At 36.6% G+C, this 22,853-nt stretch carries 22 protein-coding genes; 12 read left to right on the forward strand and 10 right to left on the reverse strand.

What is annotated here, in order from left to right:
• The first annotated feature begins 56 nt into the window (after window positions 1–56).
• Window positions 57–314, forward strand: a complete 258-nt coding sequence (locus ACE198_RS19345) for a GlsB/YeaQ/YmgE family stress response membrane protein (RefSeq protein WP_098572117.1) — start codon at window positions 57–59, stop codon at window positions 312–314.
• Window positions 315–365: 51 nt separating this feature from the next.
• Here the strand turns inward: ACE198_RS19345 and ACE198_RS19350 are convergent, their stop codons facing one another.
• On the reverse strand, window positions 366–1,289 hold the full coding sequence (locus ACE198_RS19350; RefSeq protein WP_375376724.1) for an RluA family pseudouridine synthase: 924 nt from the start codon (window positions 1,287–1,289) through the stop codon (window positions 366–368).
• Between the two features lie 107 nt (window positions 1,290–1,396).
• On the opposite strand from ACE198_RS19350, the gene ACE198_RS19355 reads away from it, so the two are divergent.
• Window positions 1,397–1,783 (forward strand): YhcU family protein, encoded by a 387-nt coding sequence (locus ACE198_RS19355; RefSeq protein ID WP_251456631.1) that lies wholly within the window; start codon window positions 1,397–1,399, stop codon window positions 1,781–1,783.
• 193 nt (window positions 1,784–1,976) lie between these two features.
• Window positions 1,977–3,719: a phospho-sugar mutase gene (locus tag ACE198_RS19360; RefSeq protein WP_375376725.1), complete on the forward strand. Its 1,743-nt coding sequence runs from the start codon at window positions 1,977–1,979 to the stop codon at window positions 3,717–3,719.
• A gap of 149 nt (window positions 3,720–3,868) precedes the next feature.
• Here the strand turns inward: ACE198_RS19360 and ACE198_RS19365 are convergent, their stop codons facing one another.
• Window positions 3,869–4,123: a YhdB family protein gene (locus ACE198_RS19365; RefSeq protein ID WP_144554770.1), complete on the reverse strand. Its 255-nt coding sequence runs from the start codon at window positions 4,121–4,123 to the stop codon at window positions 3,869–3,871.
• A 137-nt stretch (window positions 4,124–4,260) separates the two neighbouring features.
• On the opposite strand from ACE198_RS19365, the gene ACE198_RS19370 reads away from it, so the two are divergent.
• The 5 genes from ACE198_RS19370 to ACE198_RS19390 all read left to right on the forward strand — a co-directional run bounded on the left by ACE198_RS19370 (window position 4,261) and on the right by ACE198_RS19390 (window position 9,308).
• Window positions 4,261–5,247: a M14 family zinc carboxypeptidase gene (locus ACE198_RS19370; protein ID WP_375376726.1), complete on the forward strand. Its 987-nt coding sequence runs from the start codon at window positions 4,261–4,263 to the stop codon at window positions 5,245–5,247.
• A gap of 91 nt (window positions 5,248–5,338) precedes the next feature.
• Window positions 5,339–6,754 carry a SpoVR family protein gene (locus ACE198_RS19375; RefSeq protein WP_375376727.1) on the forward strand — a complete coding sequence of 472 codons (1,416 nt, stop codon included), beginning with the start codon at window positions 5,339–5,341 and terminating at the stop codon, window positions 6,752–6,754.
• Window positions 6,755–6,884: 130 nt separating this feature from the next.
• Window positions 6,885–7,637 (forward strand): GTP cyclohydrolase II, encoded by a 753-nt coding sequence (locus ACE198_RS19380; RefSeq protein WP_375376728.1) that lies wholly within the window; start codon window positions 6,885–6,887, stop codon window positions 7,635–7,637.
• Window positions 7,630–8,736 carry a bifunctional diaminohydroxyphosphoribosylaminopyrimidine deaminase/5-amino-6-(5-phosphoribosylamino)uracil reductase RibD gene (ribD, locus tag ACE198_RS19385; protein WP_375376729.1) on the forward strand — a complete coding sequence of 369 codons (1,107 nt, stop codon included), beginning with the start codon at window positions 7,630–7,632 and terminating at the stop codon, window positions 8,734–8,736. The genes ACE198_RS19380 and ribD overlap by 8 nt, the downstream gene beginning before the upstream one ends.
• Window positions 8,736–9,308 (forward strand): 5' nucleotidase, NT5C type, encoded by a 573-nt coding sequence (locus ACE198_RS19390; protein WP_375376744.1) that lies wholly within the window; start codon window positions 8,736–8,738, stop codon window positions 9,306–9,308. Before ribD ends, ACE198_RS19390 begins: the two co-directional genes overlap by 1 nt.
• 59 nt (window positions 9,309–9,367) lie before the next feature.
• Here the strand turns inward: ACE198_RS19390 and ald are convergent, their stop codons facing one another.
• Both ald and ACE198_RS19400 read right to left on the reverse strand, forming a co-directional pair.
• Window positions 9,368–10,501 (reverse strand): alanine dehydrogenase, encoded by a 1,134-nt coding sequence (gene ald, locus ACE198_RS19395; RefSeq protein WP_098572126.1) that lies wholly within the window; start codon window positions 10,499–10,501, stop codon window positions 9,368–9,370.
• A 129-nt stretch (window positions 10,502–10,630) separates the two neighbouring features.
• Window positions 10,631–11,788 carry a PucR family transcriptional regulator gene (locus ACE198_RS19400; RefSeq protein WP_251456622.1) on the reverse strand — a complete coding sequence of 386 codons (1,158 nt, stop codon included), beginning with the start codon at window positions 11,786–11,788 and terminating at the stop codon, window positions 10,631–10,633.
• Between the two features lie 384 nt (window positions 11,789–12,172).
• Here ACE198_RS19400 and alaP point away from each other — a divergent pair, with 384 nt between their 5' ends.
• The gene (gene alaP / locus ACE198_RS19405; RefSeq protein WP_251456620.1) at window positions 12,173–13,573 is read left to right on the forward strand and encodes an alanine permease AlaP; all 1,401 of its coding nucleotides are present in this window, start codon (window positions 12,173–12,175) and stop codon (window positions 13,571–13,573) included.
• Window positions 13,574–13,645: 72 nt separating this feature from the next.
• On the opposite strand, the gene ACE198_RS19410 is transcribed toward alaP, so the two are convergent.
• Both ACE198_RS19410 and ACE198_RS19415 read right to left on the reverse strand, forming a co-directional pair.
• On the reverse strand, window positions 13,646–15,877 hold the full coding sequence (locus tag ACE198_RS19410; RefSeq protein WP_375376730.1) for an MMPL family transporter: 2,232 nt from the start codon (window positions 15,875–15,877) through the stop codon (window positions 13,646–13,648).
• Window positions 15,878–15,937: 60 nt separating this feature from the next.
• On the reverse strand, window positions 15,938–16,570 hold the full coding sequence (locus tag ACE198_RS19415; RefSeq protein ID WP_375376731.1) for a TetR/AcrR family transcriptional regulator: 633 nt from the start codon (window positions 16,568–16,570) through the stop codon (window positions 15,938–15,940).
• Window positions 16,571–16,737: 167 nt separating this feature from the next.
• Between ACE198_RS19415 and ACE198_RS19420 the strand changes: the two genes are divergently transcribed.
• Complete coding sequence (locus ACE198_RS19420) at window positions 16,738–17,541, forward strand: 5'-nucleotidase, lipoprotein e(P4) family (protein ID WP_375376732.1); 804 nt, start codon at window positions 16,738–16,740, stop codon at window positions 17,539–17,541.
• A gap of 75 nt (window positions 17,542–17,616) precedes the next feature.
• On the opposite strand, the gene ACE198_RS19425 is transcribed toward ACE198_RS19420, so the two are convergent.
• Together ACE198_RS19425 and ACE198_RS19430 are read right to left on the reverse strand one after the other, a co-directional pair.
• A complete protein-coding gene (locus ACE198_RS19425; protein WP_098572131.1) occupies window positions 17,617–17,982 on the reverse strand; it encodes a cytochrome-c oxidase in 366 nt (121 codons plus the stop codon).
• A gap of 142 nt (window positions 17,983–18,124) precedes the next feature.
• Entirely contained in the window at window positions 18,125–19,384 is a 1,260-nt protein-coding gene (locus ACE198_RS19430; protein ID WP_375376733.1) for a DUF445 domain-containing protein, read from the reverse strand.
• 199 nt (window positions 19,385–19,583) lie between these two features.
• Here ACE198_RS19430 and ACE198_RS19435 point away from each other — a divergent pair, with 199 nt between their 5' ends.
• Window positions 19,584–20,114 carry a hypothetical protein gene (locus tag ACE198_RS19435; RefSeq protein ID WP_375376734.1) on the forward strand — a complete coding sequence of 177 codons (531 nt, stop codon included), beginning with the start codon at window positions 19,584–19,586 and terminating at the stop codon, window positions 20,112–20,114.
• 72 nt (window positions 20,115–20,186) lie between these two features.
• Here the strand turns inward: ACE198_RS19435 and ACE198_RS19440 are convergent, their stop codons facing one another.
• Entirely contained in the window at window positions 20,187–20,498 is a 312-nt protein-coding gene (locus ACE198_RS19440) for a HesB/YadR/YfhF family protein (protein ID WP_375376735.1), read from the reverse strand.
• A gap of 432 nt (window positions 20,499–20,930) precedes the next feature.
• On the opposite strand from ACE198_RS19440, the gene ACE198_RS19445 reads away from it, so the two are divergent.
• Window positions 20,931–21,227 (forward strand): hypothetical protein, encoded by a 297-nt coding sequence (locus ACE198_RS19445; RefSeq protein WP_098572135.1) that lies wholly within the window; start codon window positions 20,931–20,933, stop codon window positions 21,225–21,227.
• A 143-nt stretch (window positions 21,228–21,370) separates the two neighbouring features.
• On the opposite strand, the gene ACE198_RS19450 is transcribed toward ACE198_RS19445, so the two are convergent.
• Window positions 21,371–22,723 carry a hemolysin family protein gene (locus ACE198_RS19450; RefSeq protein WP_375376736.1) on the reverse strand — a complete coding sequence of 451 codons (1,353 nt, stop codon included), beginning with the start codon at window positions 22,721–22,723 and terminating at the stop codon, window positions 21,371–21,373.
• Window positions 22,724–22,853 lie beyond the last annotated feature (130 nt).

Consider the following 22,853-nt stretch of genomic DNA (forward strand, 5'->3'; position numbering starts at 1 on the left):
GTTACTTTTCCAACTGCCTGAGACAAATAATTGGTTACTAAAAAGGAGTGTACTGAATGAGTTTCATTTGGGCATTAATTATTGGTGGGATTATTGGATGGTTAGCCGGTCTTATCGTTGGAAGAGATATTCCGGGTGGCATTATTGGTAATATCATTGCAGGTTTTGTTGGGGCATGGCTTGGAACTGCGGTTTTAGGTGATTGGGGGCCGCATGTCGCTGATTTTGCAATAATTCCTGCAATTATTGGGTCAGCTGTTTTGGTCTTGCTAGTAAGTTTCATTCTGCGAGCCTTTAGAAGAACCGATAGATAATATTTCTTTACTTGAGAAGGCCTCCGAAATGCTCGGAGGCTTTTTTATGTTTTATAATGAAAAGATATCAATATTCTTAAAAATTAAAGGTAAATCCACAAATGGGGCATGACATACAATCTTTTCCTGAGTAAATGGATGAATGAATTCAATCTTTGCGGCATGCAGTGCTTGTCTATTCACAATTGGTTTTCCGCCATACAACGTATCTCCAACTAATGGATGCCCTAAATAACTTAAATGAACCCTGATTTGATGTGTTCTCCCAGTATCGAGCCAACATTTTATATATGAAAGTTGTTTCTCTTTGTCCACTTTTACTACCGTGTAATGGGTAAGGGCAGATTGACCCGTTGGAGAAATTCTCCTTTTAGTTGCATGATGGCGATCCCGTCCAATCGGTTCGTTAATAGAGCCTCTTTTTTGTTTAACTACCCCATGAACTAACGCAATGTAGGTTCTTTTAATATTTCTCTTAAAAAGCATCTGGTCCAGTATAGCCCCTGCTAGTGAATGTTTAGCAAGGAGAATGGCACCTGATGTATCTCGATCTAATCGGTGAACTTGACGGATGTTCCGATTTTCTCCTTTGGCTTGAAGATAAAATTGTACTGCATTAACCAGTGTATCTTGATCTGTTAGTGGGTTATTCGGATGGCTGTTCATGAATGGTGGTTTGTTAATAACCAAAACATGTTCGTCCTCAAAAATTATGTCTATATCTATAAATTTGGGCAAAATTTCTATACTTTCGTCCTCAAATAGTTTTAATTGCAATTTGGAACCCTTGATAAGAGGCGTAGTCCAGTTCGCGCGTTCTCCATTAATTTTCACCTTATCCTCCATTCTAAAGGTGTGGGTTAATTTTTTAGGGGCTTCCCAGACATTCCGAAAAATTTCCTCTATGGTTTTTCCATTCCATTCTAACGGGACCACTATTTGAAACCATTCTCCCATTCGCATTGTGTTTAGCATTTAATTCTCCTTAAGGTTATAATTACCACGGTCAATACTGACTTAGTTATGTTATTCTTATCATATACAATACGTCAGAAATAAGCGATGGCAAAGGTGGGTTTTAAGTGAAAATTGTATTTGCCTCGACGCCAAGTCAAGAAAAAGAAATTAACGGACTGGTGAGGTACATTTATTCGAATATATTTCCGCTCTACTTTACTGATGAGGAGATTTGTCGTTTTGAGCGATTAAAAGTTCTTCATACATCTGAAGAGTTTAATACATTAAAAGATGCCTTTCAGGTAATGACATGTATTCAAACATTAATCTCCATTCTAGAGTCCTCTCAACCTGATGAGCAGTATGCATCATTATTTAATAAGAATGTGGAGACATTAACGGAGTTTGGTTTACTGTTTCCATTCAAATATGAACATTTCGAAGAAGCAAAAAGTATAAGAATTCCCATGTTAAGTATCTATTCTAAAGCTGATAATGAGTTACTAATATAAGTTAAATAAAAGTCTGCACATGCAGGCTTTTATTTTTTTCTACTAAAAATTGTAGGATATGAGGTAATATAGAAAAAGAACTGAATAAATTTACTTCTGCGAAAATTGTCGTTTAATTTGATAAGATTTTTAAAGGAGTAACAGTGTTGAGATTAGAAACAATAACAGTAGACAAAATTTGGAGGGAATCGACATGAATTGGAAACAGACAGCAAAGAGTTGGATGGAATTTGACGGATTGGATACTGAATTGCAGAATCAATTAAATGAATTAATGAAGGATGAGAGGCAGTTAGAGGAAGCCTTTTATAAAAATTTAGAATTTGGTACTGGTGGTATGCGTGGAGAAATTGGGGTTGGTACCAACCGAATGAACCTTTATACTGTCCGCAAAGCATCAGCTGGCCTAGCAGCATACATAGAAAACCATGGAATGGAAGCAAAACAGCGCGGAGTAGTCATTGCTTATGATTCACGCCATAAATCTCCAGAATTTGCGCTGGAGGCTGCAAGAACTTTGGCCTCAAAGGGTATACAAACCTATGTCTTTGATGAATTAAGGCCTACTCCTGAATTATCATTTGCTCTAAGATATTTAAATGCTTATTCAGGCATTGTGGTTACTGCAAGCCATAACCCACCTGAATATAACGGCTATAAAGTGTATGGATCGGATGGAGGCCAACTGCCACTGGAAGCGGCAGATGAGGTAATCGCCAAGGTAAATGAGATTGAAAATGAATTACTCATTGAGGTTGAAAGTGAAGAAAAATTAAGAGCAGAAGGATTAATTAAAACGATTGGTTCGGAAATTGACCAAGCTTATACGGAGAAACTATTAACGATATCTGAGAATCCAACTCTTGCTCAGGAAACAGATATCAAAATCGTCTTTACGCCACTCCATGGAACCGCTAATAAGCCTGTCCGGGCTGCACTATCAGCATTGGGATATGAGAATGTAACGATCGTCAAAGAACAAGAACTTCCGGATCCAGAATTCTCAACGGTAAAAAGTCCTAATCCTGAAGAACATGCTGCCTTCGAATTAGCGATTCGTGATGGGAAAAGAATCGGTGCAGATCTTTTAATTGGAACAGACCCTGATGCAGATCGTTTAGGGATTGCTGTATTAAATCCTGAGGGAGAATATGTCGTTCTCACTGGTAACCAAACGGGTGCTTTGTTACTGGATTACATTATTACCCAGAAAAAGGAAAAAGGGACACTGCCAAAAAATGGAGTGGTTTTAAAAACAATTGTTACATCTGAAATTGGCCGGAAGATTGCTGAGGCTAATCAATTAGAAACAGTTGATGTGTTAACAGGTTTTAAATTTATCGCTGAAAAAATCAATCAATATGAGGCAGCTGGCGATCGTAAATTTTTATTTGGATATGAAGAGTCTTACGGATATTTAATTGGTGATTTTGCTCGTGATAAAGATGCGGTACAGGCTGCTCTCTTAGCAACGGAAGTTTGTGCTTTTTATAAGAAACAAGGCATGTCCCTCTATGAAGGATTGATGCAGGTATTTGAAAAGTATGGATATTACCAAGAAGGCTTACGCTCCCTAACCTTAAAAGGCAAGGAAGGCGCAGAGACAATTCAACAGTTATTGGCTTCTTTCCGTGCAGAGCCGATTACCAGCCTTGGAACATTAGCTGCAGCCACTGCGGAGGATTATTTAACAAGTACTCGTGTAACGAACAAAGGGAAAGAATCAATTGATTTACCAAAATCGAATGTTTTAAAGTATACATTTGAGGATGGTTCATGGGTTTGTTTACGTCCATCTGGTACAGAACCAAAGGTGAAGTTCTATTTTGGTGTCAATAGTAACAGCTTAGAAGAAAGCAAAGCAAAGCTAAAAACCATTGAAAATGATTTTATGGCGTTAGTTGACAATAAAATGAAAATGGTTCAGGAAATTTAATTAACAACAATATCCGATTGTGTAACTAAAATCATAAGACAGTTTTAAAACACGGCTTCCCACTTAGGGAAGCCGTGTTTTTTGGTGGTGGAATTCTTTAGTCCGGTTAGTAAAAAGTTTCTCAATTTCATTTGCATTCACTTGCTAAATTAGGAAAGACTATACATCGGTATCTCATTAGGGTCAGTTTCTACGGTTTCATTCGCATGGTCAATGTATCGCAGCAGGTTATACAGTTTTGTTTCAATTACCGTGTAATCACGTTCGAAATTGTAAGCATGCAGGAATTGTTCAATTCTTTTAGATAAAAATTGGTCTTTTGTTCGTACCATTAAAATCAGCAAATTATCCCACTCAGAACGATGGGTATAATACAACGCTCGATCATAATCCATTTTATTCATTTGTTTTTATCTCCTCCTTATTAGGAGTTGAGATTATTGTATGATATTTTGACGATAACTTTCACAGAAAATGTTGGACATTCACTATTTACGCCGTTTTCAACATTTACCTGCATAATTAAATCAGTGGAGGTCATATGGCTAAAATTATAATTTGTATCATCGTTTTTTTTACAATTCAGCAGGAAAATGTGACAAGCGCAAAAATTGTTAAAGGCAATAAACCTTATAGTTTTGAGATGTTAGAAGATGACCTTTCAAAACTAACCAAAAAATATAAAAAAAAGATAAAAGTCCAATCAATCGGTACATCCCACTTTGGCCGCGATATTTGGGCAATCAAGCTAGGTACGGGAAAGAAGAATGTGGTCTTAATTGGTTCGCATCATGGCAGAGAATGGATGACTAGCCTAATGCTAATGAAAATGCTTGAGTCTTATGCATCGACATATAATGAGAGAACCTTTTTTGGTTTCAAGTCCAATCAAATTTTGAATGATGTTTCCATCTGGTTTGTGCCTATGTTAAATCCTGATGGTGTTACCATCCAACAGAATGATATGAAAGGTTTTTCATCTAAACAACAGAAGCTTTTGGTCAAGATGAATGATGGCTCAAGAGATTTTCAGCGATGGAAGTCAAATGGCATGGGAATTGACCTGAACAGGCAATATCCGGCAGGATGGGAAAGTCTCAAACCAGAACCAGCATCGCCGTGGTATAAATTCTATAAAGGGAAAAAACCACTGGAATCAAAAGAAGTAAAATCCCTTACAAATTTTATTAAGGAAATCAACCCTACGATTGCCATTGCATATCACACGGCAGGAAGAGAAATTTATTGGAATTATAAAAATGGCGAAAATTTAAAACGGGATGAACGGATTGCCAAAAAAATATCGAAGGTAACCGGGTATAAATTAGCAGTCCCGGATCAAAACGCAACGGGTGGTGGGTTCACGGATTGGTTTATCACTACTTATCATAGGCCGGCGATGACAATCGAAATAAGTTACCTAGTTGGTGAAACCAATCCACCCCTATCAATTTTTCAAAAGGAATGGAAACGAAATCAATATGTAGGATTAAAAATTGCAAAAGAGGCTAAAAAAATATCAAATTAAAGCCATACTTGCCCATTGTTTTTTCTATCTTGTTTCATCATTCTCCTTTTTACTTCATACATTGTGGTAAGAGGAAAAGGGGGAATGGCTAATGAATGTGGAAGGACGTAATGCACTGGAATATGCGATCAGTGAAATTACTGAAATCGCAACCGGGTTTGGATTGGATTTTTATCCAATGCGCTATGAAATCTGCCCTGCTGAAATTATTTATACATTTGGGGCCTATGGTATGCCAACCCGATTTTCACATTGGAGCTTTGGAAAGCAATTTCACAAAATGAAACTTCATTATGATTTAGGCCTTAGTAAAATTTATGAATTGGTTATCAATTCCAATCCATGCTATGCTTTCTTACTTGACTCTAACACCCTTATACAAAATAAATTAATTGTTGCCCATGTTTTAGCACATTGTGACTTCTTTAAGAATAATGTTCGTTTTGAAAATACGAAGCGGGATATGGTCGAAAGTATGGCAGCTACGGCTGAAAGGATTCATCAATATGAAATTCAATACGGCAAAAAGGAGGTAGAAACTTTCCTTGACGCGGTATTGGCCATCGATGAACACATTGATCCATCATTGATGAGACCTAAATTATCCTGGTCAATTGGAGATGACGAATCAGACGATGAACATGAAATTCAAGCGGCAACGCCCTATGATGACCTATGGGGGTTAGATGAAAAGGATAACAAGGAAACAAATCAACCAAGAAAACGGAAATTTCCTCCGAAACCAGAGAAGGATTTATTATTATTTATTGAAACCTACAGTCGAGAATTAACAGATTGGCAGCGAGATATCTTGACAATGATGCGGGAGGAAATGCTTTACTTCTGGCCACAGCTTGAAACAAAAATCATGAACGAAGGATGGGCTTCTTTTTGGCATCAACGGATATTAAGAGAAATGGATCTAACAAGCGGTGAAGCCATCGAATTTGCTAAACTGAATGCTGGCGTGGTGCAGCCTTCCAAAACGGGAATCAATCCATATTACTTAGGAATCAAGATTTTTGAGGATATCGAAGAGCGGTACAATAATCCGACAGAAGAGATGATACGAAGGGGAGTAACGCCAGGGTCTGGAAGAGAAAAGATATTTGAAGTAAGAGAAGTGGAGTCTGATATTTCCTTCTTGCGAAATTACTTAAATAAGGACCTGGTCATGCGTGAAGATATGTATCTTTTCCAAAAACAAGGCAGGGACTACAAAATAGTTGATAAACAATGGGAACAGGTTCGCGATCAGCTTGTCAATATGCGAGTAAATGGCGGATTCCCGTATATTACGGTTAATGATGGAGACTATTTAAAGAATGGTGAACTTTATTTAAAGCATTGGTATGAAGGCGTAGAACTTGACGTTAAATATCTCGAAAAAGTACTTCCATACATCCAGCAGCTTTGGGGAAGACCTGTCCATATTGAATCGATGATCGAAGAAAGAAAAATGTTGTTCTCCTATGATGGTAAAGGGGTGCATCGCAAATATTTGTAATTTCTTGAGGCTATCTTGTACTATCAAGGTAGCCTATTTTTTATTTAGGATAATAGAAAACAGGAAGATCATTTCATGAATATATATTATTTATTTAAGTGAACACTATGTTAAAAAGGGGATAAAATTGATGAAACAAACGCTAAGCCCTAATGTGCTTTCTGTTTTAGAAGACAAAATTAAATTAATAAAATCACAAAAAGGAGCGATATACTTAGTCGGTCCGATTCGGCTTCCCGTTAATTTATATGGTGAAACGGTCGTTTTTAAGTGGTACTGCTGGCTGAATTGTGATGAAGTAACGGAGGATTTTGAAAGAATTATTGAAAAACTATCTTCGGCAAATTTAGCGGAGTTCCAACAATCTAGTGTTTTAGTATACGGAGATTTTGAATACGGAGACGATGCAATCATAAGATTCCATTCGATTTGCCATACAGGTGATATTTTCGGAAGCAAACGGTGTGATTGCGGTTTCCAATTAAAAAAGTCAATGAAGATGATCTCAGAACATGGTACAGGAGCGCTATTCTATTTAGCTAACCATGAAGGTAGAGGAATTGGTTTATTTAGCAAGGCAATGGCATATGTTCTTCAAGAAAATGGTTATGATACGGTTGAAGCGAATGAAGGTCTTGGTTTTGTAGATGATTCAAGAAATTATGGAGATGCGATTTTAGTTCTTAAAGCATTACGCTCAAAACCTGTAACCCTAATGACCAACAACCCGAAAAAATTAGAAGCCTTAAAAAGTTCTGGTTTAGAGGTCTCAGGCCGGCAGCCTTTGTGGGGAGATGTATCTGAGTATAACGAGAAGTACCTTCAGACAAAAATTAGACGTTCGGGTCATTTAAGAGATAAGGAGACTTGTCCAAATGACTAATCATGAGTTCTATATGGATTTGGCTATAAAAAATGCCAAAGCAATGAAAGGCCAAACCGACCCCAATCCACTTGTTGGAGCCGTTATAGTGAATGAAAACCGTGTAGTCGGTATCGGTGCTCATTTAAAAGCAGGAGAGCCACATGCAGAGATTCACGCACTACGTATGGCTGGTGAAGCGGCCAAGGGAGGTACCATTTATGTCACATTGGAACCGTGTTCCCATTATGGCAGGACAGGCCCTTGTGCTGTCGCAATCGTTGAAGCAGGATTAAAAAGAGTTGTGATCGCGACACTTGATCCTAATCCTGTTGTTGCAGGTAATGGTGTAAAAATACTTAAAGATGCTGGAATTGAAGTGATCATTGGAGTTCTACAAGAGGAATCCCATCGGATGAATGAAGTGTTCAATAAGTTTATTGTTGAGAAAAGGCCGTTTGTCACTTTGAAATCAGGGGTTACCTTAGATGGAAAAATTGCCACTTACGCATCAAACAGTAAATGGATTACTTCTGCAGAATCAAGAACCGATGTTCATCATCTTCGAAATGAAAATATGGCTATACTTGTAGGTGTAAATACGGTAATAGAAGATAACCCTGAATTAACAACGAGAATCCCAAATGGGAGAAATCCTATTCGAGTAATTCTGGATTCAACCTTAAAGATTCCTCTAGAGTCTAAAGTTGTCACCGATAACCTTGCAGAAACGTGGATTTTTACAAGCAAGAATTATGACAAGGCTAAGGAGGAAACATTAAAGTCTTTAGGGATAAAAGTTTTTGTCACTAATGGATTGGAAAAAGTTGATCCTAATGAAGTGGTCCAAATATTAGGTGAGAACTTGGTCTCCTCTGTATTAATTGAAGGAGGGGGTACCATAAATGCAGCTTTCCTAGAAAATAAATGTATTGATAAAGTAATCCTATACTTTGCACCTAAATTAATCGGTGGAAAGCAAGCACCTACTTTCCTTGAAGGAACTGGAATAGAGAAAATGGCTGATGCCATAGATTTAGTGGATACTTCAATCATTAAAATAGGAAAAGACTATAAATTTATTGGCTACCCAAGTTATTCAAAAGAGGGAATTATGTGATGAGATTTGGTTTTGATATTGACGATACATTAATCAATCTACGAGAACATGCTTTTAATATCTATAATAAAAGGTTGAATCAGAATGTTCCAATTGAAATTTTTCAAAACTTAAAAAGAGTTGAAATACATGAACCTTTTGGATTGACTGATCTACAAGGGAAAGAAATGTGGAATAATTCATTAGAAGAAATATATTATACATCATGCCCTGCCTTTCCTGATGCAGTTGAAACTTTACAACAACTGGAGAAGAACGGGCACGAAATATACTATATAACAGCAAGGCCTAAAGAACATGGTGAACGAACGAAGGAATGGATGAGAGAAAACGGCTTTCCTGTTAATGATGAAAGATTTTTTTACGGAATGCAGGATCATGAAAAGGTAGAAATCATTAAAAAGTTACATCTCGATTATTATTTTGATGATAAACCTGAAATATTAGATACCTTATTAAACGAATCCATAAAACTTTTTCTTCGCGATCAATCCTATAATCGTCATTTGAACTTACCACGAATTGTAAATTGGAGTGAACTTGAGGGAATCATTGCGGAAAAAGTAAAATAATTGAACTGAAAAATAATAAAGAAGGCAGCTGATTAAATAGCTGCCTTCTTTTACGAATATTAAATTGAAGCAAGTTCTTTTTCTAGGGCCTTCTCTACTGTTACATAATCATAGCCAAGATCTTTTGCCACTGCTTCATACGTAATTTCACCGTTAGCCACGTTAACCCCAAGATATAATGCAGCATTTTCAGAAATGGCTTTAAAAACACCTTTATTAGCGATCTGTAATGCATATGGTACCGTTACATTTGTAAGGGCCATTGTTGAAGTCCTAGGTACAGCCCCAGGCATATTTGCAACTGAATAGTGGACAACACCATGTTTGATAAATGTTGGATTATCATGTGTTGTTACATGATCGATTGTTTCAACGATACCACCTTGGTCAATGGCAACATCTACGATTACTGAACCAGGTTTCATTGATTTAACCATTTCTTCAGTAACCAGCTTAGGTGCCTTGGCACCAGGGATTAATACAGCACCGATAAGAAGATCAGCTTCAGCAACGGCTTCAGCAATATTGAAAGGATTAGACATTAATGTTTTGATTTGATTTCCAAAAATATCATCTAATTGACGAAGGCGATCTGCGCTTAAGTCAATGATTGTCACGTCTGCACCTAACCCGATAGCCATTTTTGCGGCATTGGTTCCTACAATTCCTCCGCCGACAATAGTAACTTTTCCGCGGTTAACACCTGGAACACCTGCAAGAAGAATGCCAAGGCCTCCATTATTCTTTTGTAAGAACTGCGCACCGATTTGAGCAGCCATACGACCAGCCACTTCACTCATTGGGGTAAGCAATGGAAGAGTACGGTTCATAGATACAGTTTCATAGGCAATCGCGATGACACCTTTATCTTTAAGAGCTTGAGCCAAATCTGGCTCTGCTGCTAAGTGTAAGTAAGTAAATAATATTAAACCTTGACGGAAGTACTTATATTCGCTTGAAAGAGGCTCTTTTACCTTCATAATCATATCAGATTTAGTCCATACTTGCTCAGCACTATCTATGATTTCAGCACCAGCTTTAGCGTAAGCTTCGTCAGTGAAACCGCTTCCAATTCCTGCGTCCTTTTCCACTAATACTTTATGGCCAGCATTTAAGAATGAAACAACACCCGCAGGAGTTAGTGCTACACGATTTTCATTATTTTTAATTTCTTTAGGTACCCCAATAAACATAATCTAATTTCCTCCCCTAGTTACATATAAGTGACTTGCTATGGCTAAAGTATAGAATGTTTCCTAGAGAATTTCTTTGTTTAGAAAAGAGAAAGATAATCATTCTTTTTGGGGATTTTCACAAACCGTTCAAATCCCCTGATATTTTTCCAGCTTTAAATCTATGAAGAGAATCATCTTTTGATTAGGATCTCTTAAATTTATATCCCCAATTTCCGTGATACGTTTAAGCCGATAGTTTAATGTATTAGCATGGACATTTAGTTCCTTAGCTGCATCATTTATGTTGTTATCTTTATTTAAGAAAACCTCCAATGTTTCGACCAAGTTGCTATTGTGTTTCTGATCGTATTCATGAAGCCTTTTTAAGGCATAATTTTCATAGGCATCAGTTTGTCTTTTTTCTAAAATAAGATCTACTATTTGATAGATGCCAAGCTTTTGATAGGTAAAAATATCCTTAGTCTCTAATGGGAACTTTTCTTTAATTGTTAAAACAGCTAATGTTTCTTTATAGGCCTTGCTTGTTTGTAGAAAATCCTCATAAATACTGCTATAGCTTGGTTTGATTTCTTTGATTCCATATCTCTCACTCATTTGAAGAACAAAGGATTTTGCAAATTGTTCCAGTTCATTGAAAGGGTTCTCAATAGTCGTGGTGGATACCATTAGAATGAGTTGATTGCAGTCTATTGTGTAAAGAATAATTTTTATTCTTTGATTGGTTTTTAACAGATATGATATCGATTGCTCTACTTTGTTCGTGATATTTTCCTGAAACTGAAAAACAAGAACCGCAAAAAAGGCGGGTGGTGTTAATTGTAGTGAGTGGAAATGATCGAAAATCTCCTCTTTTACTTTAAGATGACCTGTTAAAAGTTTCCAAAAGAACTCTTGTGAACGTTCTTCTTTTTTGTTCTTTCTCGTCTGAAGCTGTAATAGTTTATTTTTTGCGGAATCCGCGGCTTTCTTTAAAAGAATAAAATCCCCTTCTGTTAAAACCTTATCAATTTCAATTGCCCAAATAAATCCAATTACTTCGTCTTGTTTCCAAATCGAAATGGCGACTCTATTGTTAAGACCGATGTCACTTATATTTTTCACACGGATCGGTTCTTGGGTCTTTAGTAAAGCAGGAATTGTTCCTTCTTTCCATAATTGATTAATAACCTTTTCCGGCACCCTTCGTCCAATGATAGTAGAAATTCTCGCAGGATCCGTTCGTTCATCATGTGTACTATAGGCAAGTAGACGGTGATTTGCATCCTCAATTGTAATAGGGCACATTAGTACCTGACTAATGAGGTCAGCAAATTCATCTAAGCTTTCGAAGGCAGTCTTAAATGGATCAGGTAGTCTAGTATTCAGAACGATTACCCCCAGATTAATTATAAAAAATCCCTTTGTTTAATTTTACAAAAAAAATATGATAATTTCATGTATTTTTACAAAATAAATACTGTGCTATAATGTTAAAATGATTCCGAGTAATTCAAAAAGAGAAAATATTTTTATAATTATTCTTTTTGAAAGCGGTAACAATTAGGTAATAAGGAGGATTAAGTAATAAAAGACTTAAAAGTGAAGACTAAGATTGCTATAGTAAAAAAGCAAAGAAATTATTTCTATGGGATGAGAAAGTGCTAAAGTGTATTTATAAGGGGGATTTATATGAGTAAGAACACTCAGGGTAAAGAGCTTCATCGTGGTTTGGAAGAAAGGCATATCACCTTGATGTCTTTAGGGGCAGCCATCGGGGTGGGACTATTTCTTGGATCTGCAACCGCAATAAAAATGGCGGGGCCAGGTATTTTGGTTGGATACGCGGTTGCCGGACTAATTATGTTTTTTATCATGCGTGCATTGGGCGAAATGGCGATTCAAAAACCGGTTGCAGGTTCTTTTAGTAAATATGCTAGGGATTATTTAGGTCCACTTGCTGGGTATATCACAGGCTGGAATTATTGGTTTTTATGGGTTGTAACATGCATGGCTGAAATCACGGCAGTAGGAATTTACATGGAGTATTGGTACCCGGATGTTCCACGTTGGATCTGGGCGCTCTCAGCACTAGTGATCATGGCAGGGGTCAACTTTCTTGCTGTAAAAGCGTATGGTGAATTAGAATTTTGGTTTGCGCTTATTAAGATTGTTACGATTATTGCGATGATTGCCATTGGTCTTGGAATGATTTTCTTTGGAATTGGCAACGGGGGAATCGCTACCGGCATTAAGAATTTATGGGAACATGGCGGTCTTTTCCCGAACGGAATTAAGGGTGTTTTGCTATCATTACAAATGGTTATGTTTGCCTATTTAGGAATTGAAATGATTGGTGTTACAGCTGGGGAAGTTAAAAACCCTGAAAAGTCTCTTTCAAGAGCCATTGATTCGGTATTCTGGCGTATTCTTATTTTTTACGTAGGTGCATTATTCGTGATCATGTCCATCTATCCATGGGAGGAAATTGGTACAAAAGGCAGTCCGTTTGTACTTACTTTTGAACAAATTGGGATCCCGGGGGCAGCAGGTATTATAAACTTTGTCGTACTTACAGCAGCATTGTCATCGTGTAACAGTGGAATTTTTAGTACGGCACGGATGTTATTTAACCTAGCACAGCATGATGAGGCACCTAAGAATTTCGCGAAAGTAACTAAAAGTGGTGTTCCAGGTGTTGCAGTCATAGCTTCTGCAGGCGCATTACTAATTGGTGTTGTCTTAAATTATATTGTCCCAGCAAAAGTTTTTACTTGGGTAACGAGCATCGCAACCTTTGGAGCGATTTGGACTTGGGGAGTTATTCTTTTATCGCAAATTCGCTATCGTAAAACTTTAAAGCCGGCTGAGGAAAAGGTTTTAAAATATAAGATGCCATTGTTTCCGTTTACTTCTTATCTTTCATTAGCCTTCTTAGCTTTCGTCATTGGTCTCATGGCGTATAATCCAGATACTCGGATTGCACTAATTATTGGGCCTTTATTCTTAGTTTTCTTGGTCGCGGTTTACTATACAAAAGGATTCCATAAACGAAATTCAAACCAGGATAAGGTTGATGAACGAGTAAGCTAAAAATTATCATCGTTTACTATAAGAAAAAGCAGTGGGAGAGTTTGATCCCCACTGCTTTATTTATGGCAAATATTAATTCGTTGAATTTTCTTTTACAGCTGCCATGGCCCTTTTGGACGGCCAGAAGGCCCATTTTCCCATTAAAACGGTGATGGATGGAACAAGTAATGGTCGTACAATGAAGGTGTCCAATAAAACACCGATTGCAGTAATTGTTCCAAAGTGTACAAGGACTTGAATAGGTAAGGTTGTTAATATCGCAAATGTTCCAGCTAGAATTAAACCAGCAGAAGTGATAACTGAGCCAGATTCAGCGACACCTTCCTTAATGGCTTGAAGAAGTGGCAAATGCCTGCTTTTTTTCCATATACTCGAAATCATAAAGATATTATAATCTTCCCCTAATGCCACGATAAAAACAAAGGCATAAAGCGGAATAAATCCTTGGATCGCCTCAACTCCAAAAATATAATGAAGTAGTACCCAACCGAGTCCAAGTGCACTAAAGTATGATAATAGAACCGTTCCAATTAAATAAGCTGTGGATGTAATTGAACGAAGATAAACAAGCAATAATACAGCGATGATACTAATAACGATCGGAATAATGATGCTGCTATCATGATTGGTTGTCTGTTTGGTATCATACTGTTCAGCCGTTAGACCCCCAATCCAAACATGATCAGATGTTTTCACAATTCCAGCATTTTTTAAGCTGTTCTCTACTGTTTGGCGAAGGTCTGGAATATGACTCATTGCTTTATTTGAGTATGGGTTAACATTCATTTCAACATTATAGCTAATTATATTGCTATTTTTTACTCCCTGTTCCCCTTCAGAAACTATTTCAACGAAAGTTAGTTTCTCTAAATCTTCTTTTACAGCGTTTGGTTTCCCATCAGTTTGCACGATTACTTGAACAGGTGCTAGTTCACCTGGATTAAAGTGTTCTGAAATGATCTTGAACCCTTCTCTTGATGGCATATCCTTTGGAAAAGAAGATAAGGTATCGTAGGTATAGACAATTTTGGATGAAAAGAATGCAAAAATACCTAGAAATAATAACGTAATGACCATTAACTCAATTGGTTTTTTCACGATAAGTTTTCCTAGTCGTGCACCAAAACCCTCTTTATTATTTTGAGGCGGTAGTGTTTTTCCTTTCTTTTTGGCTCGTTCTTCTTGCATAGACCTAGTCAGCGGCATGAACGGATAAAAGGAGGCTCTGCCAATAATACTTAAGAGTGCCGGTATTAACGTTAGACTTGCGGCCATCATGATTAGTATAGATAAGCTAAATGGAATGGCGAAGCGGTGGATCGCACCGTATTCAGATAGTAATAACACTAGCAGTGAGAAAACAACCGTTAGCCCGCTCATTGCGATAGCACCAGATGCGCCTTTTAATGAGAGTTTCATAGCAGTTAGCTTATTGTTTTCTTCAAGTAAATTACTTCTAAATCTGGAAATGAGAAATAAACAATAATCAGTTCCTGCACCAAAAAGTAGTACCGTCATGATCGAAAGGGCCTGTGAGTCCATTTCAATCCATCCAGCCTTTGCAATTCCACCTAGAATGGGACTTATGACACCATAGGCAATCCCAACCCCTAATAATGGAATCAAAGCTAAAATTGGTGAACGATAAATTAATAGTAATAAGACGAGAACAATGGCGACTGTTCCAAATAGTAAGGAGAGGTCTCCTTGACTAAATAATGCTGTTGCATCTGTTGAAACGCCTGCAGGTCCAGTAATTCTTAATAGTAGTTGATCTTTATCCCCCATTTTTGCTTTATTTGGATTCTCCGGAAAAATAGAAACAGCTTTTTCTTTGAATGTTAATATGCCATCAGCAATTTGGTCCTTGTCTGCATCCTTTTTAAACGTAATAGGTAAAATTAAGGTAGTACCATCCTCTGAAAGCTGCTGTTTAAGTACAGGGAGTGGGAATTGATAAAAAGGTACAATAGAATCCTGTGAATCTACTGGATTTTTGTCTAATTCCTTGGAATACTTTTGAATACGTGAAAGATCACCTTCCGAAATTCCTGTTGATTTATACCAAGTTAACAGGGCCGGAGTACCTGAACTTGTCGGGAATTCTTTCTCTGCAACAATTTTCGCTTGTTGTGAAGGTGTGGTTGATTCTAGATTTTTTGCCATCTCATTCTTTTGAGAATTTGCTTGTGGCAAAGTGGTATTTAAAACGGCTGCCAGAATCAGCCATGTAATAAGAACGATCCATCTGCCTTTCTTTCCACTTACAGCATTACCATACTTCTTAAACCATTGTTTTTCCAAGTTGTTCACTCCTATCTTATTCCCTTATCATTTGATAAGTATTGGGCAAAAAAAATTAAATTACGCTCTAATTCCATTTATAAAAATTTCAACCATTAATTTGGTTTTTTCCTCGGCCTTTAGTTGCCGTTCCTCAGTAGAGAGTCTGGTAGTATTTTCTGGCTCTAAAATGGATTTAATAATATTTAATATCAAATAGGCTATTTCAGTGGTATTTGTATTCATCAATTCAGGTTTTTTAATCTCTCCCGTTGAAACCCCGTCATTTATCATTTTCTCAAAAGGCGATAAAAAGGCCTTGGCCCACGATTGAAAGAGGTGGCGTTGTTCGTTCGGATGCAGCTCATGTGAAATATCGTGAAACATTTGTCCCATATCCATTTCAAAATGCGCTGTCATATAGATTGCCATTTGAGTAAGTCTTTCTTGAAAGGTTGTAAACTGGGATAAGAGTGCATTTAAGTCAAGTTCAGTTTGATGAAGGGTTTGCTGCATCACAGCAACATACAGTGACTGCTTGTTCTTAAAATGATGATAAATAGCCGGCTGTGTCACACCGCAAATTTGAGCAATTTGTCTTGTAGATACGGCGCGATAACCTAGCTCCATGAATAAGCTCCGTGCAGTATGAATAATTAATTGGTACGTTTCCTTAGGATCTATTGCTTTCGCTTGTATGTTCATCTTGCTCATTTAAATTTGGTCCTTTCATAATGATTACCTTATCAGGTGATAAGTAAAATATATCGAAACTGGAGAAAGAAGTAAAGTGGCAAAAAAGAAGAATCCCGATGGATGATTGGAATTATTCTTATTTCACATACTAATATTGAAAATTAAATGAGGGATAGGTGTTGGTATTGAATAGAATTTTAAAAATTATCACTGCAACATTTTTTATTATTTCTTTAACCAATTTTCGCGCGCAAGCAGTAACAATGACTAGTTTGTCTGAACAAAATACGATGTCGGTGCTTTGGTTTCAAAAAGCTGGAGAGGCAAAAGGATTATATTATCAAGGCTATAACATTGGAAAAATGAGATTGGACGAAATCCTGAGGGAAAGAAGGGGCAGGAATACCTTGAAACCAGCAATTGTCCTTGATATCGATGAGACCATACTAGATAACAGTCCGCACCAAGCATGGTATGTGTTGGCCGGACGGAAAATACCTTTTAATTGGAATGAATGGTTTAAGCGGGCTGAAGCAAAACCACTGCCAGGTGCCATTGAATTTTTGCAGTATGCAAAATCGTTAGGAGTGGAGATTTTTTACATTTCCAACCGTTATGAATCACAAAAAGATGCTTCGATTAAGAATTTGCAAAGTGTGGGTGCGCCACAAGCGGATGTTGATCATGTATTATTAATTCAACCTGGTGAAGTTGGGAAAGAAACACGCCGCCATCAAGTGGCGAAAACACATGAAATTCTTTTATTATTTGGTGATAACCTCGGGGACTTTAGTGAATTTGATAAATTATCATTTACAAAAAGAAATGAGATGGTCGATAAGTATCGAGAAGAATTCGGGAAAAAGCTAATCCTCTTTCCCAACCCGATGTATGGAGATTGGGAAGGGGCTTTTTATAACTATAACTACAAGATATCGGATGAAGAAAAAAACAAACTTAGAAGAAAATTATTAGAAACTTACCGCTAGAAATGAAAAGACGCCAAAAAAAAATGGCGTCTTTTGTTGTACATTGTAAAATATCGAAAAGTACTAAAAGAGCAGCTAACTCCTTACATTTTTAAGAATGTTAATGGCAAAGACAATGATTCCTAATACCATCAATGTACCTCCAGTAGCCACTGCAGGCGCAGCACTTTCGGTCCCAGATACTAAAAATGAGAGTCCTATCATCATAATAGGCAAAGAAATATTATGAATCCAGAAGTGAACCTTTGCGAGTGTTGTTTCTGCAGCACTTGGAAAACCAACGTAGATGAGACCAGCAACAGCCATAGTCAGCCAACCTAATAGGTTAATATGGGCATGAACAGGGGTGAAGTCAAAACTTTCCTTCATAGACATATACATACCCATGCAAACCCCAATGACAAAATACACCACAGAAATTTTAATTAACCTTATTGCCATTTTTCAGCCTCCTTTTTACGTTAGAAGTATGACTACAGTAGTAAATATGTAGGATTTTTCTGAAAAAGAACTTTGATTTAAGAGGACAAAATAAGAATTTAATAAAAAAAAGCTGCACACTTTGCAGCTTTTTGGTAGAGAATTAAAAAATCGCTTTAATACCAACTAAGACAAGCCCTATTAAGAATCCACAGACCGCACCATTTACTCGGATCCATTGAAGGTCTTTTCCAACGTTTGTTTCAACCATTTTAATAAGTGTTTTATCATCCAGTTTTTCTAAATTTTCTTTGACAAGTATGCCAATTTTTGAATGATTTTTATCAACAAAACTAGAAATATGGTTCTTAATCCAGGCTTCAATCGCAAGAATTTTTTCTGGATCTGATTTGATCCCATCTAAGCCATTTTTAACAATTGGTAGGAGAAAGTCATCATAAAAGTTGGGTTTATCAATAAAATCATAAGCTCTTTGTTCTATCTGAGCTAATAAGCCAGTAATTTGTTCTTGGAGACTCCATTTATCAACCAGTTGTGTTTTAAGATTATTAAGTTCATCGTAGACCTTCTGATCATTTTTTAACGATTGCAGTTTATGGTCAATATGAATCATTAATGTTTGGCGATTTTGATTTAGCGGGTCTTTGAAGCTAGCTACCCCTTTTAAAATAAGGCTTTGGATTATACTCCCTAATTTCTCTTCGTTAACCAAATTACTAAACGATTTTAAGGCGAATTGCATAAATCCATCCGCTTTAATATTTTCGACAGCATCGACCGCAAGCCCGCCGAGTTTATACTTTGTACTATCCTTTCTTGCCCATTCATCAACTTCTTTAAGTAAGTAATCAAGAGCTTTTTCATCATAATTTCTGATCTTAACTTGGTCTATTAGCAAAGGAAGAAAATTCTTACTATCGATTTCGTGGATTCTATCTTTTATTTCTTCTTCTAGCAGTGGAGCAAATCTTGATATATCAAAAATTTTTAGCAAATGTTTAGCCATCGTGATGAAATTCTTTTGGACTGCTGGAGAAGGTAATTCATTATCAATGATGTCAAATATTTTATCAGTAAAATTAATGGTCTCAATTTTTCTACGGATGCTCTCTTTGGTGAGCCAATCATTTTCTAACATGGAAATGATTCCAGCGATAATTCTATTCCGATTTTTTGGCAGCAGGGCTGTATGTGGTATTGGAATACCTAGTGGATGCCTGAATAATGCTGTTACGGCAAACCAATCGGCAAGTCCACCTACTAGACCCGCTTCAAATCCCCCCTGCAGGATAATTCCCCAGATTGACTCTTTTATTGGAATTGTGGCTAGAAAGCCGATCCCCATCACAGCAAGGAAAATGGTTGCTAAATGCTGTGTTTTTTTATTCTTACTTTTTACCATCTTTGAAACCCCTCATTTTTGAGAAATATTATTGTCTATTGCTATTATCTCAATTTTACTAAAAAAAAAGCAAAAAAAATTACTTATTATTGGATTATTTGCTAAATCTTATGACGGAAACACTTAATGCTTTTTTAATATAATAAAATATTGTAAAATGAACAAGGTTTCAAAAATAGCAAATTAGGGAGTAATGGAAATGAAAAAGTTCTTGTTATTTGTGTCAGCGATTATGATGGCTATTGGCTTATCTGCCTGCTCAAGCAATGATGAAGCAAAAACAGACAAGAAGGAAACTACGGAAGAAACTGCATCTAAAGTAGATGTTAAAAAGGAATTAGTCAGATTTTATATGGATCTTGGTAATAAAATTAACGCAAAAGATGCTGATTTAAATGCTTATGTTGCAAAGGCAACTAAGGAAGATGCAACACCTGAGGAATTACCGAATGCTGAAGATCGAGCTAAAGCAAGTGAATCGGCAGCTTCGGTTGCAGCCGAATTAAATACTTATCAAATTCCTGCATCATTAAAAGATAAAAAAGCAGATCTTGATGCGGCGATTAAGGATTTTGCGGCTTCATATCAAGCTAAAGCAGATGAATTAAAAAAGAAAACCCCTAATTTTGATGCAGCTACTGCTACCTTCACACAGGGGGAGGAAAAACTTGGTAAAGTATTTGAAAGTGAAAAATTACTTCCGCCAGGCCTCGACAAACAAGTGAATTAATATCCAATCCAAACTCATAGATAAAAAACAAGCCACAAATGCTGGCTTGTTTTTTATTGTCTTAATATCGAATTAATTTACCGCTAAGCTTGGGAGTTCGTGGTATGTAACCATAATTTCATCTAGATAGTTATCCATAGTTAAGGATGTTTCAGTATCTTCAAAGAACCAAACATCATTGTCTTCAACAAAGAAGGTAATCCCATTAATTTCTTTAGAATATCCAACATGAACAGGGGATTCCGCTGAAAAAGCAAGGGTAAATCCTTTATGCTTTATTCCAAACCCAGCGTATTGTGGGAACATCCGAATACAAAATGGTTTGTTAAATTCGAATTCATTTGTAAACCATGTGGCAGCTCTTTCATCAATAGATATGAACATCTAAAAGCACCAACCTTTTCCTATTAAGTATTGATCCAATAAGGAAAGAAATGGATGTCTTGGTTTAAGCTGGTATCGTCTGTTTCCATTTCCCTATAATGAAAGATTATAACTTTTATATAGTTTTGCATGTGATTTTATTCACGGACGGGTCTTCGATATTAAGATTTTTTAAAATGTTCATTTATTTTTCTTAAAACGTTCACTTGTGTGCAAAGAATCACAACTTTTTTTTCAAAAAAGGTTTTAATAACTAATAAATAGTACTTTAATGGAGGAATATAGGGATAAAAGTGTGGATGCGGGGGATATGTATTAAGGGTTTGGAAAATTTAAATCATTGTTCACTTCAATCAAGTGTTGCTGATATTGTAACATATTTATAGTGAAAATAATGATAAGATAAGGGCAAGAACGAAGGGGGGACCTCAGATGGTACAAGAAATCGATAAGCTAACAGATAATGTTAATGACATAAAAAGTTTATTCCGTACCTTAAATGAAACATTAGAAAGTATTGAAAGACGGTTATCCCGGCTTGAAAAAATGGATAGCATTGAACACCGTGTAGAAGTAAATCAAATCGACCTTTCTGATATCAAAGAATCGCTTCAACGCATCGAAGAAACACATAGTAACGAAATTCAACATATCAACCGACGACTAGATTCTCATTTAGTTAAAATTGCTAAAATAGAAGAGGAAATGATTATATTTAAATCTAGATAATCATTGCAGGAAGCGGGTTAAAGGATCAGATTGATAAAAATCTGGTCCTCATTGTTTTTAGTTAGAAAACGTTTGCTAGGTCTAAGGTCCTGTGGAATCATATAAAAAACCAGACGGGTAAAAATCCGTCTGGTTAGAATGTTTTAAGAAAGCACTTCTGAATTGGATATTGAAACTTGTTGACTAACATTCTCGTCATTACTGGCGTTTTTCGTGACCTCAATATAACGAATATGATGCTCTTCCATGTCAAGAATTTTAAAGGAATAAGTGTCATGAAGGAGGACATCGCCCTCTTTGGCTTCGTAATTTTCGGTTAGAATCCAGCCGCCAATTGTATCCACATCTTCATCATCAATTTCTACTCCCAAAAGGTCATTAACCTCACTAACTAAAACTTTAGAGTCAATAATATAATGGTGCTCTTTAATTTTGCGTACCTCTGGAATTTCGTCCATATCGAATTCATCACGAATTTCCCCAACAATTTCTTCGAGGATATCTTCAACGGTGACAAGTCCCGAAGTACCACCATATTCGTCCATTAATATTGCCATGTGAACGCGGTCTTTTTGCATTTTTACTAATAGGTCATGGATTGGAATCGTCTCTATTACTCTAATAATTGGTCGAGTATAGTTTTCTAGTGTCCGCTCTGATAGTTTTTCATTGCCAATTATATCTGTCATTACTTCTTTTATATTGATAAGCCCGATTATATGGTCCTTATCCCCATCAATGATGGGATATCGTGTAAATTTTTCCTCGCGTAATACCTGAAGAAAGGTTTCAAGTGTATCTTCTTTAGATAAGGATACGATTTCTGTTCTTGGAACCATAACTTCTTTGGCAATACGGTTATCAAATTCAAAAATTTTATTTACATACTTAAACTCAGATTGGTTAATTTCACCACTTTTGTAGCTTTCAGAAAGGATAATTCGAAGTTCTTCTTCTGTATGTGCAATTTCATTTTCTGATACAGGCTTAAGACCGAAAAATTTAGTCGTAATTCGTGCAGAGCCATTAAGCAGCCAAATAACGGGATACATTACCTTGTAAAATAGTACAAGCGGACGTGCCACCAACAAAGTAATCCATTCTGCCTTCTGAATTGCTAATGTTTTAGGAGCAAGTTCCCCTACAACTACATGTAAAAAGGTAATTGCAGCAAATGCAAAGCCAACAGATAATACTTGGTTAAAGCTTGCTGGAATATTCAGACTTTCGAATATTGGATGGAGAATCTTTTCAAAAGTTGATTCACCTAGCCAACCTAAACCAAGGGCTGTGATGGTTATTCCCAGCTGACAGGCCGAAAGGTATTCATCCAGATTAGATATTACTCTTTTAGATGTCACTGCACTCGAATTTCCCTCTTCAATTAACTGATCAATTCTTGAGCTCCTAATTCGGATAATTGCAAATTCTGAAGCAACAAAAAAAGCAGTTAACGCAATTAAAATGGCTATAATAACCAAGTTAAATATGTCCAAATAAGTTCCCTTATCCTGTTTTTAGACAGGTAAGGAGTCACCTCCCAGTTTGATAAAAAAATTGGCTCTTATTTCCTTGAATTAATTTCTAGTTTTCTCCTAATCTCGTCTAATGGTCATCATACCACCT

It is taken from the genome of Neobacillus sp. KR4-4, from assembly GCF_042136325.1.
In the GTDB taxonomy this organism is placed as follows: domain Bacteria; phylum Bacillota; class Bacilli; order Bacillales; family Cytobacillaceae; genus Neobacillus.